This is a genomic window from Nocardiopsis sp. NPDC006832, from assembly GCF_040635885.1.
In the GTDB taxonomy this organism is placed as follows: domain Bacteria; phylum Actinomycetota; class Actinomycetes; order Streptosporangiales; family Streptosporangiaceae; genus Nocardiopsis.
In genome coordinates, this window is sequence record NZ_JBEYLC010000034.1 from 21,057 (window position 1) to 34,501 (window position 13,445).

General features: G+C 68.7%; 14 protein-coding genes and 1 tRNA gene. 6 read left to right on the forward strand and 9 right to left on the reverse strand.

Annotated features, from left to right (window positions below; all coding sequences use genetic code 11):
- Positions 1-17 precede the first annotated feature (17 nt).
- A complete protein-coding gene (locus tag ABZ717_RS17025; protein WP_358511075.1) occupies positions 18-671 on the reverse strand; it encodes a CoA pyrophosphatase in 654 nt (217 codons plus the stop codon).
- A gap of 341 nt (positions 672-1,012) precedes the next feature.
- Positions 1,013-1,756 (reverse strand): endonuclease III, encoded by a 744-nt coding sequence (nth, locus tag ABZ717_RS17030; protein WP_190318453.1) that lies wholly within the window; start codon positions 1,754-1,756, stop codon positions 1,013-1,015.
- Positions 1,757-2,042: 286 nt separating this feature from the next.
- On the opposite strand from nth, the gene ABZ717_RS17035 reads away from it, so the two are divergent.
- Positions 2,043-2,717, forward strand: a complete 675-nt coding sequence (locus ABZ717_RS17035; protein WP_187294582.1) for a Crp/Fnr family transcriptional regulator — start codon at positions 2,043-2,045, stop codon at positions 2,715-2,717.
- Between the two features lie 136 nt (positions 2,718-2,853).
- On the opposite strand, the gene ABZ717_RS17040 is transcribed toward ABZ717_RS17035, so the two are convergent.
- The 4 genes from ABZ717_RS17040 to ABZ717_RS17055 all read right to left on the reverse strand — a co-directional run bounded on the left by ABZ717_RS17040 (position 2,854) and on the right by ABZ717_RS17055 (position 5,380).
- Positions 2,854-3,660 (reverse strand): MBL fold metallo-hydrolase, encoded by an 807-nt coding sequence (locus tag ABZ717_RS17040; RefSeq protein WP_358511078.1) that lies wholly within the window; start codon positions 3,658-3,660, stop codon positions 2,854-2,856.
- A gap of 164 nt (positions 3,661-3,824) precedes the next feature.
- On the reverse strand, positions 3,825-4,664 hold the full coding sequence (locus ABZ717_RS17045) for an NUDIX hydrolase (protein WP_358511081.1): 840 nt from the start codon (positions 4,662-4,664) through the stop codon (positions 3,825-3,827).
- A 78-nt stretch (positions 4,665-4,742) separates the two neighbouring features.
- Positions 4,743-5,204: a RidA family protein gene (locus ABZ717_RS17050; RefSeq protein ID WP_358511084.1), complete on the reverse strand. Its 462-nt coding sequence runs from the start codon at positions 5,202-5,204 to the stop codon at positions 4,743-4,745.
- Positions 5,205-5,206: 2 nt separating this feature from the next.
- Entirely contained in the window at positions 5,207-5,380 is a 174-nt protein-coding gene (locus ABZ717_RS17055) for a DUF4177 domain-containing protein (protein WP_157091022.1), read from the reverse strand.
- A 147-nt stretch (positions 5,381-5,527) separates the two neighbouring features.
- On the opposite strand from ABZ717_RS17055, the gene ABZ717_RS17060 reads away from it, so the two are divergent.
- On the forward strand, positions 5,528-6,565 hold the full coding sequence (locus ABZ717_RS17060; protein ID WP_358511087.1) for an ArsA-related P-loop ATPase: 1,038 nt from the start codon (positions 5,528-5,530) through the stop codon (positions 6,563-6,565).
- Between the two features lie 32 nt (positions 6,566-6,597).
- Positions 6,598-7,779, forward strand: coding sequence for an ArsA family ATPase (locus ABZ717_RS17065; protein WP_358511187.1), 1,182 nt, complete (start codon positions 6,598-6,600; stop codon positions 7,777-7,779).
- Positions 7,780-7,784: 5 nt separating this feature from the next.
- Here ABZ717_RS17065 and ABZ717_RS17070 read toward each other — a convergent pair whose 3' ends face one another.
- Positions 7,785-8,096, reverse strand: a complete 312-nt coding sequence (locus ABZ717_RS17070; protein WP_358511090.1) for a WhiB family transcriptional regulator — start codon at positions 8,094-8,096, stop codon at positions 7,785-7,787.
- A 439-nt stretch (positions 8,097-8,535) separates the two neighbouring features.
- Here ABZ717_RS17070 and ABZ717_RS17075 point away from each other — a divergent pair, with 439 nt between their 5' ends.
- Positions 8,536-10,938 (forward strand): penicillin-binding protein, encoded by a 2,403-nt coding sequence (locus ABZ717_RS17075; RefSeq protein WP_358511190.1) that lies wholly within the window; start codon positions 8,536-8,538, stop codon positions 10,936-10,938.
- Positions 10,939-11,015: 77 nt separating this feature from the next.
- On the opposite strand, the gene ABZ717_RS17080 is transcribed toward ABZ717_RS17075, so the two are convergent.
- The gene (locus tag ABZ717_RS17080; protein WP_358511093.1) at positions 11,016-11,468 is read right to left on the reverse strand and encodes a GatB/YqeY domain-containing protein; all 453 of its coding nucleotides are present in this window, start codon (positions 11,466-11,468) and stop codon (positions 11,016-11,018) included.
- 98 nt (positions 11,469-11,566) lie between these two features.
- Here ABZ717_RS17080 and ABZ717_RS17085 point away from each other — a divergent pair, with 98 nt between their 5' ends.
- A complete protein-coding gene (locus ABZ717_RS17085) occupies positions 11,567-12,487 on the forward strand; it encodes a metallophosphoesterase (RefSeq protein ID WP_358511096.1) in 921 nt (306 codons plus the stop codon).
- 74 nt (positions 12,488-12,561) lie between these two features.
- Positions 12,562-12,635, forward strand: a tRNA-Pro gene (locus ABZ717_RS17090).
- Positions 12,636-12,725: 90 nt separating this feature from the next.
- Here the strand turns inward: ABZ717_RS17090 and ABZ717_RS17095 are convergent.
- Positions 12,726-13,250, reverse strand: coding sequence for a lytic polysaccharide monooxygenase auxiliary activity family 9 protein (locus ABZ717_RS17095; RefSeq protein WP_358511099.1), 525 nt, complete (start codon positions 13,248-13,250; stop codon positions 12,726-12,728).
- Positions 13,251-13,445 lie beyond the last annotated feature (195 nt).

The following is a 13,445-nucleotide window of genomic DNA, read 5'->3' on the forward strand; positions in this document are numbered from 1 at the left end:
TCCAAAAAGGTGAGCGGTTAACCGACCGGACGCAGACCCTGCGGGGTGGCTTCGAACTCGTCTGTGAGACCCCGGACGCGCCACGGAAGTTCCCATCCACCGAGCACGAGAAGCTCGTCGATGATCTTTCCGGTGAAACCCCACACGAGCATGCCGTCGACCCGGAAACCCGGGCCCCACATAGACCCGTCGCCGTAGCGCACCTTGACCCGGTTGGCCGGATCGGCCAGGTCGGCGATGGGGACGCGGGAGACCGCGGCGACCTCGTCGATGTCCGCCGCTCGTACCTCGGAGGGCTCGCGCCACCAGCCGAGCACGGGGGCGACACGGAAGTCGCTGAAGCTCAGGTAGAGCTCGGGTAGTCGGCCCACCACGTCGATCCCGGCCGGGATCGCCCCGGTCTCCTCCTCGGCCTCGCGCAGGGCGGCGGCCTCGGGTGAGGGATCGGTGAGTTCGATCCGGCCACCGGGGAAGGCCGGTTGGCCGGCGTGCCGGCGGAGTCCGGCCTTGCGTTGGATGAGCAGCAGGTCGGGTCCGCGGTCGGTCTCACCGAACAGGATGAGGACCGCCGATTCCCGGCCGCCTCGCGCCGGTGGGCGCATGGGTTCGGGCACCGTCATGGTCCGGGCGGCGTCCGCGAGGTCGGACAGCCAGAGCGGGGTCGAGTTCATGGAGGAACCTGTTCCGGGGTCATCGCACCGTCGTCTTTGGTCCAGGGTGCGGACGTCTCGCGGGACACGTGTCGAGCGAGAGCGTCCGGGCGGTTCATCCGGGTGGTTCCCAACCGGTCATCTGATGGTGGGAGCTTTCGTGTTCCACCACGGTGTCGGGGTCCGCCGGAGCACGTGGTCGGACCCGGCCGAGGCCCGTCTCGGGGGCCGATGTGTGCGCACTCACGTGATCAGGGTACAAACTGCCGTCGAGTGCTTCCCGGGTACCGACCCTCACCCGCGCGATGGATCGGTCTCCGGTCGGTCCCGGGACCGTTGTCGGAACCGTTCTCGGAACCGGCTCAGGCGAACGAACGCATGCGCAACAGCTTCTCGGCGGTCGGCGGATCCGTGGGCCCCTCACCGAAGGACGGGCACCAGTGCGCCACCACGCAGGCTCCGCAGGCCGGGCGGCGCGCGTGGCAGACCCGTCGGCCGTGCCAGACCACTCGGTGGGACAGCATCGTCCAGTCCTTGCGCGGGAAGAGCTCACCGATCGCGTGCTCGACCTTGACCGGGTCCTCCTCCTCGGTCCACCCGAATCGTCGGACGAGTCGTCCGAAATGGGTGTCGACCGTGATACCCGGCACATCGAAGGCGTTACCGAGCAGTACGTTTGCGGTTTTTCGTCCCACACCGGGTAGTTTGACCAGGTCTGTGAGGTTTCCCGGAACCTCACCGCCGTGCCGTTCGCACAAGGCCTGACCCAAACCGATCAGGCTGTTGGCCTTGGCCCGGAAGAACCCCGTGGAACGGATCATCTCCTCCAGCTCCTCACGCCCGGCCGAAGCGTAGGCCTCGGCGTCGGGATAGCGCGCGAAGAGCGCCGGAGTGACCTGGTTGACCCTCTTGTCGGTGCACTGCGCCGACAGGATCGTCGCGACCAGAAGCTCCAGAGGAGTGGTGAAGTTCAGTTCGGCGTGGGCGTCCGGATAGAGCTCGGAGAGCTCCCGGTACATCTTCCGTGCGCGTCGGACCAGCGCCAACCGGCTCTCACCGGTGGGTGTGGGCTCCTCCGCGAGTGCGTCAGGGGTGTCACGAGGCATCGTCACAGGGTAGGCGTCCTTCCGCGAGGGTAGGCCCCGAGCGCCGGCACAGACGACGCGTCGGCGTTTCGGCCGGTGATCGGGAATTTGTGACCAATGTCCCGGTCATGCGGCGCGGATCGCCTTGAGACAGGCGGATGGCGACTAGGATCGTACGGGCTGACGTCGGCTGTTGTGGGCGCGTTGTCTCCCGGCGGACAAGCCGAGGTAACGACCTGGTTTCCCACCGGGTTGCGATATACGTCACACTGTTGACGGTCAGGTTTTAGGAGGACGTGTGGACGAGATCAACGAGGTGCTCCGGAAGGCTCCTCTGTTCGAGGCGTTGGACGAGGAGGACACGGCCGCGCTCCGCTCCTCGGTGAACGAGGTGCGTCTCGGCCGCGGCCAGACCCTGTTCAACGAGGGTGACGAGGGCGACCGCCTGTACGTCATCCTCAGCGGGAAGGTGAAGCTGACCCGCACGGCCGTCGACGGCCGCGAGAACCTGCTGGGCGTGCTCGGTCCCAGCGAGATGTTCGGTGAGCTCTCACTGTTCGACCCGCGCCCGCGCACCGCGAGCGCCGTGGCCGTCACCGACTCCGTGCTCGCCGGGCTCGGCCACGACGACCTGCGGCCGTTCCTGTCCAGCCGCCCGCAGGTGGGTCTGCAGCTGCTGAAGTCGCTGGCCGCCCGGCTGCGCCGCACCAACGACGTGATGGCCGACCTGGTCTTCACCGACGTGCCCGGCCGCGTGGCCAAGGCCCTGCTCGAACTCGCCGACAAGTTCGGCAAGGAGGGCGACGACGGCCTGCACGTCCACCACGACCTCACCCAGGAGGAGCTCGCCCAGCTGGTCGGCGCCTCCCGTGAGACGGTCAACAAGGCACTCGCCGAGTTCGCCCTGCGCGGCTGGCTGCGGATCGAGGCCAAGGCCGTGGTGCTGCTCGACGTCGAGCGGATGCGCCGCCGTGCCCGTTAGGGCGTGTTCCCGATGACGCTGTGCGGCCGTCGCCCTTCGGGGTGACGGCCGCAGCGCTTTTCGGGGGTATCGGTGTTCGGGGGGACGGTGATCGCGGCACACCATGGCGTGCGGGTGTCCGGGACACGGGCCCGGGTCAGTTCTCGACTTCCTCGGGGAGTTCGCCCTTGACCGCCAGGTAGCGCAGTTGCGCCCGCACCGAGGAGGCCGCGGCCGGACGGATGCTCTCCACGACGTCCGGGTAGACCCTGTCGATGATCTCCTCCACCTTGGTGGACCCGGCCCGCACCGCGCCACGGATCTGTTCCAGGCGCGACTCGCGGTGATCGATGTAGGAGTCGATGACCGACAGTGGGGAGGTCAGGATCGGCCCGTGCCCCGGCAACAGCGTCCGAACCTGGTATTCCCTGACCAGGTCGCGCAGGCGGTACATCGATTCCATGTAGGGGGCCAGGCCATCGTCCCCGTCGATCACGGTGGTCCCGTGCCCCAGGATCGTGTCGCCGGTGAGGATCGCGCTGTCCGACTCCAGCAGGAAGCAGACCGAGTCGTCGGTGTGCCCGGGGGTGGCGATGACCCGGAGTTCCAGACCGTCGGCGCTGATCACCTGACCGTCCTCCAACCCGGACCCGCCCAAGCGCGTCTTCGGGTCGACCGCGTGCACGGGAGCACCGGTCAGCTCGGCGAAGTACCGCGATCCCTCGGTGTGGTCGAAGTGCCGGTGGGTCAGCAGGGTCATCTGCACCTGGGCGCCCTGTTCCTGCACCGTCCGCGCCACCCGTTCCAGGTGCCGCTCGTCGTGCGGGCCGGGGTCGACGACCACGACCCCCCGTGCTCCCGGTTCACGCAGGATCCAGGTGTTGGTCCCCTCCAGGGTCATCGGGCCAGGGTTGGGGCACAGCACGCAACCGGCGCGCAGCGTCCCGGAACCATCGATCCTCATCGCACCTCGCTTCGCTCGCAGGAACCGGACCGGTCTGAAGGACGACCAAGGGACCATGGTGGGATACCTATCCGCGACCGGGCGCCCCCTACCGTCGAACGGCTCCACCGTGTCCGTCACACCGCCGGAGGTCCCCACGGTGTCGGTCTCGGGGCGCCGTGCTCTCAGGTCCTCGTGTTCGGTTTCGGCAACGGGAAGTCCGTGCCGTCCGGAGCGACCACACGGAGATGTCCGTCCATCTCCCGCACCTCCGGTTCGAGGGGAACGATATCCCGTTGGGCGTCTCGTACACCCTCAAGGGTCCGACGGTCCGCCAGCTCCGCGCAAGCGATGACGGTGGGCGGCAGCATCGGCATACGACCCGCGTCCCATTCCGGGGCCACCACCGCGGGGTCGACCCACTGGGTGTGGTCTGCCTCTCCGCCCACGTCACGGGGCCGCTGGCCCGGGGGCAGTTCGGCGGTGAAGAACCAGGTGTCGTAACGGCGCGGTTCCCGCGCGGGCGTGATCCACCTCGACCAGGCGCGCAGCCACTCCGAGCGCAGCACCAGGCCGCGCCGGGACAGCACCTCGGTGAACGAACGTGAGCGGTCGATGAGGCCGAGCCGGTCCCGTTCCCAGTCCTCGGTGTCGGTGTCCAGGGTGATGGCCGTGTCGCTCGCGCGCTCCGGTTCACTGGCCAACAGCACGCCGGTCTCCTCGAAGGTCTCGCGGACCGCGGCGCAGACGAGGGCCCGGGCCATGGGCACGTCGACGCCGAGGATCTTCGACCATTCCTCGGGGGCCGGGCCCGTCCACGGCAGGTCACCGTCGGCGTCGCGCTCGTCGACCCTTCCTCCCGGGAACACATAGGCGCCCGGGGCGAAGCCCATGGAGGGAACCCTGCGCATCAGCAGGACCTCCATGGGCCGCTCTCCCGAGGCGCCCGCGGCATCCGTCACCGGACGCAGCAGCATCACGGTGGCGGCGGGACGAGGCCTGACCACATCCTCGTTCTCGGTCATCGGAGCACTCCTGTCGTTCGCAAAAGCCACACCGTGCCCGCGCACCCACCGGGAGCCGTCGAGACGTCCTCGGGTCGGTCAGCGGACCTCGACGATCATGTCAACCTCGACCGGGGAGTCCAACGGCAGGGCCGCCACTCCGACGGCCGCGCGAGCGTGCACACCGGCTTCGCCGAAGACCTGGCCGAGCAGATCGCTGGCCCCGTTGATCACACCGGGGTGACCGGTGAAGTCGGGTGCGCTGGCGACGAAACCGCCGACCTTCACGACCCGCACGACCTTGGACAGGTCGCCGATCTCCGCGCGCACCGCGGCGATGCCGTTGAGCACGCACACGGCGGCCAGGTCCTGCGCGGTCCGAGCGTCGACCTCGGCGCCGACCTTGCCGGTGGCGGGCAACTTCCCGTCCACGAAGGGGAGCTGACCGGAGACGTACACGTGGTCACCGCTGCGGACGGTGGGCGTGTACGAGGCGACCGGAGGCACCACCTCGGGCAAGGTGAGCCCCAGCTCGGCGATCCGCTCTTCGGGGGTGGCCATCGCTACTTCGCCCGCTTCATGTAAGCGACGTACTGCTGATTGCGCGGGTCGGCGCCCTCGGGCAGCGGCGCGGGAACGACGCTGACGAGCTCCCATCCGTCATCGCCCCAACCGTCGAGGATCTGCTTGGTGGCGTGCGACAGCAGCGCGACGCTCTGGTACTCCCACTTGGTCATCTGGTCTCTACCCCTCTCGGTGACCGGCGGCCCGAAGGGCCGCACCTCAACGCCGCCACCTTACTCACCCCGGCCCGTCGGGCGGACCAGGTGAACCGCCCACCCGCCGCCCATCCCCGAAGAGGGGGCCCGCATAGACTCCGTGGGGTGAACGAACGTGAACACGGACCGCGTGGCGGTGGCCCAGGGGAAGCGTTCGCCGGCGCCCGGTTGCACATCGTGACGGGTAAGGGCGGCACCGGTAAGACGACGGCGGCGACCGCGTTGGCGTTGGCCCTGGCGACCGGCGGTGGTCGGGTGCTGCTGGTGGAGGTGGAGGGCCGGCAGGGGGTGGCCTCCCTGCTCGGGAGCGCGCCCCTCCCCTACGAGGAACACGTGATGCTGTCCGCGCCCGGCGGTGGTTCGGTCTCGGTGTTGGCGGCGGACGCGGAGGCGGCGCTGCTGGAGTACCTGGAGATGTTCTACGGGATGCGCCGGGCGGGTCAGGCCCTCACGAAACTGGGCGCGGTGGACTTCGCGACCACGATCGCCCCCGGGCTGCGGGACGTGTTGCTGACCGGGAAGGCCACCGAGGCGGTCCGGCGCCGTGAGGGCGGACGTCGTTCCTCCGGCGGCCCGCACCGGTACGACGCGGTGGTCATGGACGCACCGCCCACGGGGCGCATCGGCCGGTTCCTGAACGTGAACTCCGAGGTGGCGGGGCTCGCCAGGGTGGGACCGATCCACAAACACGCCGAACGCGCCATGTCGGTGATCCGTTCGGAGCGGACCAGGGTGCACTTCGTGACCCTGTTGGAGGAGATGCCCGCCCAGGAGACCCGGGACGGGATCGCCGAGATCGAGGCGCTGGGGCTGCGGCCGGGCGCCGTCCTGGTGAACATGGTCGGCCCGAGGTTGCTGGGAGAGGTCGAACTGGCCGCCGCAGCCGTCGAAGGGCCGGACGAGGCGACGCTCACCGACGGGATGGAGGTCGCGGGGTTGGCCGACCCGACGGGTCTGGCCGCCGACCTCGCCGGGGAGGTTCGGTCCTACGCGCTTCGGCACCTGCTGGAACTGCGGGTACGGGGCGAGCTGGAGGACGTCGGGCGCCCCTTGGTGGAACTGCCCCGGTTGGAGGGCGGCATGGACCGGGCGGCGCTGGTCGGGCTGGCCCGGCGGCTGAGTGAGCAGGGGGTGCGCAGGTGACCGGTGGAACGCGGAGTCCCGACCCGAAGCGGATGGACGTGGACGCGCTGCTCGACGATCCCGGAACGAAGATCGTGGTGTGTTGCGGTGCCGGTGGCGTCGGCAAGACCACCACGGCCGCGGCGCTGGCTCTGCGCGCGGCCGAACGGGGTCGGCGCACGGTGGTGATCACCGTGGACCCGGCCCGGCGCCTGGCCCAGTCCATGGGGTTGGAGGAGCTGGACAACACCCCACGTCCGGTTCCGTTGCCGAGGCCCGTCACGGCCGGCCGCGGTTCCCGGGACGGCCGGGCCGCGCAGGTCTCCGGGAACGGGCAGGGCGAGCAGGTAGGGCAGGGCAGCCTGCACGCGATGATGCTCGACATGAAGCGGACCTTCGACGAGGTCGTGCGAGAGCACGCCGACCCGGAACGGGCCCGCCAGATCCTGGCCAACCCCTTCTACCAGACCCTCTCCACGAGCTTCTCCGGCACGCAGGAGTACATGGCGATGGAGAAGCTGGGCCAACTGCGCCAGTCCGGCGAGTGGGACCTGATCGTCGTGGACACCCCGCCGAGCCGCTCGGCCCTGGACTTTCTGGACGCGCCCAAGCGTCTCGGTCGATTCCTGGACGGCAGGCTCATCCGCTTCCTCAGTCCGGCCGGTTCGGGCGCCTTCCGGTTGTTGGGCGCGGGGATGAACATGGTGGGCTCGGTGGTGGGCAAGATCGTGGGCGCCCAGTTCCTGAACGACCTGAGATCCTTCGTCGCCGCCTTCGACACGGTGTTCGGCGGGTTCCAGGAGCGCGCCGAACGCACCTACCGGCTGCTGCGCACCCCGGGGACCGCTTTCGTGGTGGTCGCCGTGCCCGACTCCGACTCCATGCGCGAGGCCTCCTTCTTCGTGAAGCGACTCGCCGAGGACGCGATGCCCTTGGCGGGGTTGGTCGTGAATCGCACCCACCCACTTCCCACGGGCCCTGGAGCCGACCTGAGCGCGGAACGGGCCTCGACGGCGGCCGACATCCTGGCGGACACGAATCCGTTGGCCGTGGCGGCGTTGCGGTTGCACGCCGAACGTGTACGCAAGCGCGAGCGGGAACTATGGCTGTGCGAACGGATGACGTCCACGCATCCCGGCATCCGGGTGACGGAGGTGGCCGCCCGCCCGGAGGACGTGCACGACCTGGCGGGGCTGAGGGAGATCGGATCGGCTCTGGCGGGGGACGAACGTTAGGGGCCTCAGGCGCTCTGTCGTGTCCTCGCGTAGTGGGCCAGGTCGCCGGCGCCCTCACGGCGGGCGCCCTCCAGCAACGGCCCCCAGTCACCGACACCGGGATGTTTTCGAAGTAGGGAACGGCGTTCTCGTTCGGTCATTCCGCCCCAGACCCCGAACTCGATCCGGTTGTCGAGGGCATCCGCCAAGCACTCGGTGCGCACGGGACAGCCCTGGCAGATGGCCTTCACCTGGTTCTGCGCCGCTCCCGGCACGAACAACGTGTCAGGATCGATTCGTCGGCACAGAGCCCGCGTCGTCCATTGATCGGTCCACATGTGGCCCACTTCCCAGACGTGTGATGGGTCTCGTGGTCACGGGTGGTCGATGTGCTCTGGTTGAGTGGAGGGGAGCACGGTGGCCTCCCGTCACCGGACGGGGTGGGTGGCATCCTCGATGGCACCACACCCCCACATCTCGAAAGTACGGTTCGGACCGCCGCGCCAACAGAACCCGGTCGACCCACATTCCATCTCATGGATATGGCCCGAGCGGGCCATTGCGTGACCGGTCGACCACTCTCCCGGAACCACGGCGGAGGGGCTCGTCGGCCGAACCGAACCGGGATCGTTCAGCGATAACCGTGAAAAGATGGTCGTGGGGCACGGCTCGTGCGACGGCAAGGTCGATTCCGCATGAACAAGCGGCGTTCGACACCGGTTGCACCGCTTTATCGCGTTCGCGGTCACTTAGTCTGATGGGGTGGGTCAGGGGACATTGCTTCAAAGAATCAGCCAACTGATGGTCGTCGGCGTGATCGCCGGTCTACTCGTCGCCGCCTTGGCTCTGCCGGCGGTCGGGGGCATGGGGATCACTGCCAGGAACGTCGCCAGCGGCTTTCTCGACATGCCCAGCCAACTGGAGACCCCTCCGCCTCCACAACGCTCGACGATCTATGACGCCGATGGCGGCGTCATAGCGGAGATCTTCGACCAGAATCGTGAACTGGTCGACATCGAGGACATCTCCCCGAACATGACCGACGCGATCATGGCGATCGAGGACTCCCGCTTCTACGAGCACGGTGGCCTGGACGTGTCCGGCACCTTGCGCGCGGCCATCCGCACGATGGGCGGCAACACCGAGGGTGCTTCCTCGATCACACAACAGTACGTCAAGAACGTGCAGATCGAGGCGGCCACCTCCCAGGAGGAACTGGACCACGCCCGCGAGGAGACGATCGCCCGCAAGATCCGGGAGCTGCGCTACGCGGTCGCCCTGGAACAGCGGATGACCAAGGACGAGATCCTTGAGGGCTACCTCAACATCGCCTACTTCAGCGACGGCGCCTACGGTGTCGAGTCCGCCGCCCAGCACTTCTTCCAGGTGTCCGCGGCCGATCTCGAACTGCACCAGGCCGCGACCATCGCCGGTCTGGTCCGCTACCCCTACCTGTACAACCCCCGCTTCTTCCCCGAACAGACCGAGGAGAGACGCAACGTCGTCCTCGACCGCATGGTCGCCACGGGTTCCATCACCGAGGCGGAGGCCGACGAGGCCAAGGAGGAGAAGCTCGAACTGGAACTGGACACCCCGCCCAACGGGTGCGTGCCCAGTGACCAGCCCTTCTTCTGCGACTACGTGGTGCAGGAGATCGAGCAGGACGAGCGGTTCGGCCCCAACGAGACCGAGCGCGCCCGCTGGCTGCGCACCGCGGGCCTGGAGATCCACACGACCCTGGACCCGCAGACCCAAGAGGCCGGCCAGGCCGCCGTGGACAAGTGGGTGCCTCGTGAGAACGAGTCCCGCAAGGTGGCGGCGCAGGCCGTGGTCGAGCCCGGGACCGGCCACATCCTCGGCATGATGCAGAGCCGCAACTACGGACCGGACGAGAGCCAACTCGGCGAGACGTCCATCAACTTCGCCACCGACTCCGACCGAGGCGGCAGCAGCGGCTTCCAGGCCGGTTCGACCTTCAAGGCGTTCACCCTGGCCGCGGCCCTCGAACAGGGCCTGCCGTTCAGCACCTCGTTCAACTCACCGAGTTCCACCACGGTGAGCGGGCAGACCGCCTGCAACGGCGGACGCCTGGAGAGCTGGTCGTTGAGCAACGCGGGTGACAGCAACGCCGGCAACCACAACATGATCTCCGGCACCAAGGCCTCGTCCAACACCTTCTTCGCGCAGCTGCAGGCGCGGGCCGGGCTGTGCAACACCATGGAGATGGCCGAGAAACTGGGGCTGCAACGCGCCGACGGCACCCTGTTCACGGAGAACGCCAACTCGCTCGCCAACAGCAGCTTCACCCTGGGCAGCGAAGAGGTCTCCCCGCTGCGGGTGGCCAACGCCTACGCCACCTTCGCCGCCGGTGGCCAGTACTGCGAGCCGCAGGCCATCACCAAGATCGAGGACAACCAGTCCGGCACCACGATCGACATCGAGCCCGAGTGCGAGCAGGCCATCGAAGAGGACGTCGCGGACGGCACCAGCTACCTGCTGACGCAGCCCTTCAACGGCGGTACCGCGGCCAGCCTCGGCATCGGTCGACCCGCCGCGGGCAAGACCGGCACCACCGACGGTTCGGCGGCGGCCTGGTTCGCCGGGTTCACCCCGCAGATGGCGAGCACCGTGTTCGTCGGCGACCCGCGCGGCCCGCAGCAGTACCCGCTGCGCAACGTCACCATCGGCGACCGGCACTTCGGGACGGTGTACGGGGCCACGATCCCCGGGCCCATCTGGCAGGAGACCATGCGCGGCGCCCACGAGGGTCTGGAGGTCGAACAGCTGGCGTCGGCGCCCGGCCGATTCGGCTCCACCTCCGAGCCGCGTTCGTCCAACGACGATGACGATGACGCCGACGAAGAGGCCAGTCCGGCCAGCGACGACGGCGGCGTGCCCGACGTGGTCGGCATGCCGGAGTCCGCGGCGGTGTCCGCGCTGGAGGAGGCCGGCTACTCCGTGAACGTGTCGGGGACCGTGCTGCGTTCCTCCGAGTCGGAGGGTTCGGTGGCCGCGGTGAACCCGGACCCCGGCAGCCGCCTGCCGGAGGGGGCCACGGTCAACGTCTTCCTCAGTGACGGCACCGGCCGGGAGAGCGCCGGAGGTCCTTCCGGGGACACCGACTGGCACCCGGTCCTACCGGCCGGCCCGGTGAACAACGGCCGGAGCGAACAGGACTGACCCGGGTCCGAACACACGGGAAAAGGGGGTGGGGTGATCTGATCACCCCACCCCCTTTCGTTCTTCGAACCCGTTGGTCAGGCCAGCCGGCTCTTGACCTCCGCGGCCACGCGGGCTCCGTCCGCACGGCCCGCGACCTGCGGGTTGACCACCTTCATGACCTTGCCCATCTCCTGCATCCCGGAGGCTCCGGTCTCGGCGATCGCAGCGGCGACCAGCTGGGAGAGCTCCTCGTCGGTGAGAGGCTTGGGCAGGTAGTCCGAAAGGATCTCGCTCTCGGCGCGCTCGTTGGCGGCGTCGTCGACGCGGCCGCCCTTGTCGAAGGCCTCGGCGGCCTCGCGGCGCTTCTTGGCCTCGCGGACCAGGAGCTTGGTGACCTCGTCGTCGCTCAGGGAACGTTGGGTGGAACCTGCCGCCTCCTCGGTGGCGATGGCGGCTAGCACCATGCGAAGGGTCGCGGTGCGCACCTTCTCACGCGCCTTCATCGAGGCGGTGAGGTCGGACCTGAGGCGATCTTTGAGTTCGGACATGACCTGATCCTATTGCCGTGACTCCCACGCGGACCAACGCTTTGCGCACGGGACGGTTCCGGATCTGAGACGATCGATCAACGAAAGAGGAGGGCCGGATGAGCGTGGACGGTAGACGAATTCTGCGCGGGATCGGGCGTACGGCCGCGATCACGGGCGCGGTCGGTGTGGCTGGACTGGGGTACGCCTCGGTCATCGAACGCAACTGGTTCCGGCTGCGCAGGTACGAACTTCCCCTGTTGCCGGCCGGCAGCCCCCGGATGCGGATCCTGCACCTGTCCGACGCGCACCTGACGCCCGGACGGAAGATGCTGATCGACTGGATCCGCGGGCTCGAACGGTACGAGCCGGACCTGGTGATCAACACGGGCGACTCCCTGGCGCACCCGGAGGCCGTCGGGCCGTTCATCGACGCGCTCGGGCCGCTCCTGGACCGCCCCGGCGCGTTCGTGTACGGGTCGAACGACCTGTTCTCGCCACAGCTGAAGAACCCGGCGCGGTACCTGTGGCGGACCAGCAAGAACGACTACAGAAAGCGTCGAGTGCCGGACCTGCCCTGGCGTGAGCTCGGCGCCTCGATGTCGGCGTCGGGTTGGCTGGACCTGAACAACCACAAGGGTTCGTTGAAGGTCGGTGAGCTGGACGTGGCCCTGGGCGGCGTACACGACTCGCACATCAAGCTGGACCGGTACGACGCCATCGCCGGCCGGGCCGACCCGAGCGCCGACCTGCGTCTGGGGGTGCTGCACTCGCCCGAACCCGCCAACCTGGACCGGTTCGAGGCCGACGGGTACCAGCTCCTGCTGGCCGGGCACACCCACGGCGGCCAGTTGTGCCTGCCGTTCTACGGGACCCTGGTGACCAACTGCGGGATCGACCGCAAGCGGGCCTGGGGGCTGAACGAGTACGGGAAGGCGTGGCTGCACGTCTCCGGTGGTATGGGCACTTCCCCGTACGCTCCGGTGCGGTTCTGCTGCCGCCCCGAGGCGTCCCTGCTGGACCTGGTCCCGGGGGCCTGACCCGCACCGGGACAGTGTGGCGTGAACCGCGTCGCGAGCACTCCCCGAATCCGCTAGACTTGGGGATGTTGCTTCGGGGTGTAGCGCAGCTTGGCAGCGCGCTTCGTTCGGGACGAAGAGGTCGTGGGTTCAAATCCCGCCACCCCGACGAGCACGAAGGCCGGTCCTACGGGACCGGCCTTCGTCGTTTCCGGGATTCCTCGCCCCGGGTATGCGGGGCGGATACGGGTCCGGGAGGTTACAGAGCGCCGACGTTGACGTCGATGCAGTTGTAGAACGCGTTGGAGGTGTCGGCGACGTTCCAGCGGGCCAGGACGGTCTGCTCACCGCTGTACCCGGACAGGTCGACGTCGTGGGAGAAGTAGTCCGGCGGCTGGGCGCCACCGTCGTCGAAGCTCGCGATCAGCTCGCCGTCGATGAAGTACTCCCACGTGGCGGTGGAGTGGTTGGCCGTGATGATCCAGTCGAAGGTGGCGGTGGTGCCGACGGGGGTGACGTCCCAGCCATAGTTGTCGTCGCGGAGCTCGGAGTAGATCTCGTTGCCTCCGGCACAGTCCATCAGGCCCTTGGGGCCCTCGACGCTCTGCGGCTCCCACTGGATGGGACCGCACTCGACGACCCCGGCGTTGCACTGGGCCTGCCGGCTGGGCGGGTTGGAGATGTAGCCGTGGGCGCTGGCGGTGCCCGCGGGCATGAGGCCGAAGACCAGGGCGGTTCCGGCGGCGACGGCGGCGGTCGATCGGATCTTGCTGCGCACGGTCATGAATCGTGCCCTTCCTGGGGGTCACGACCCCGGAGGGTCGTAGCGGGATGACCCGGACCGGCACCGGTCCAGGGGATCGGGCGGAGGTCCCACGGCCGGTTAGTCCGTGGGTTCCGGGCTCGGCCGAGAACGGCCCCGTGGTGGTCGGGAAAGTCCTCCACCCGGTTGTCGAAGACGGTAAAGAGAGCGTCACGG

Bases quoted from the DNA above. Each gene is read 5' to 3' on its own strand.
- ABZ717_RS17025 (WP_358511075.1), bottom strand. From the start codon at position 671: ATGAACTCGACCCCGCTCTGGCTGTCCGACCTCGCGGACGCCGCCCGG.
- nth (WP_190318453.1), bottom strand. From the start codon at position 1,756: ATGCCTCGTGACACCCCTGACGCACTCGCGGAGGAGCCCACACCCACC.
- ABZ717_RS17040 (WP_358511078.1), bottom strand. From the start codon at position 3,660: ATGAGGATCGATGGTTCCGGGACGCTGCGCGCCGGTTGCGTGCTGTGC.
- ABZ717_RS17045 (WP_358511081.1), bottom strand. From the start codon at position 4,664: ATGACCGAGAACGAGGATGTGGTCAGGCCTCGTCCCGCCGCCACCGTG.
- ABZ717_RS17050 (WP_358511084.1), bottom strand. From the start codon at position 5,204: ATGGCCACCCCCGAAGAGCGGATCGCCGAGCTGGGGCTCACCTTGCCC.
- ABZ717_RS17055 (WP_157091022.1), bottom strand. From the start codon at position 5,380: ATGACCAAGTGGGAGTACCAGAGCGTCGCGCTGCTGTCGCACGCCACC.
- ABZ717_RS17065 (WP_358511187.1), top strand. From the start codon at position 6,598: ATGGACGTGGACGCGCTGCTCGACGATCCCGGAACGAAGATCGTGGTG.
- ABZ717_RS17070 (WP_358511090.1), bottom strand. From the start codon at position 8,096: ATGTGGACCGATCAATGGACGACGCGGGCTCTGTGCCGACGAATCGAT.
- ABZ717_RS17080 (WP_358511093.1), bottom strand. From the start codon at position 11,468: ATGTCCGAACTCAAAGATCGCCTCAGGTCCGACCTCACCGCCTCGATG.
- ABZ717_RS17085 (WP_358511096.1), top strand. From the start codon at position 11,567: ATGAGCGTGGACGGTAGACGAATTCTGCGCGGGATCGGGCGTACGGCC.
- ABZ717_RS17095 (WP_358511099.1), bottom strand. From the start codon at position 13,250: ATGACCGTGCGCAGCAAGATCCGATCGACCGCCGCCGTCGCCGCCGGA.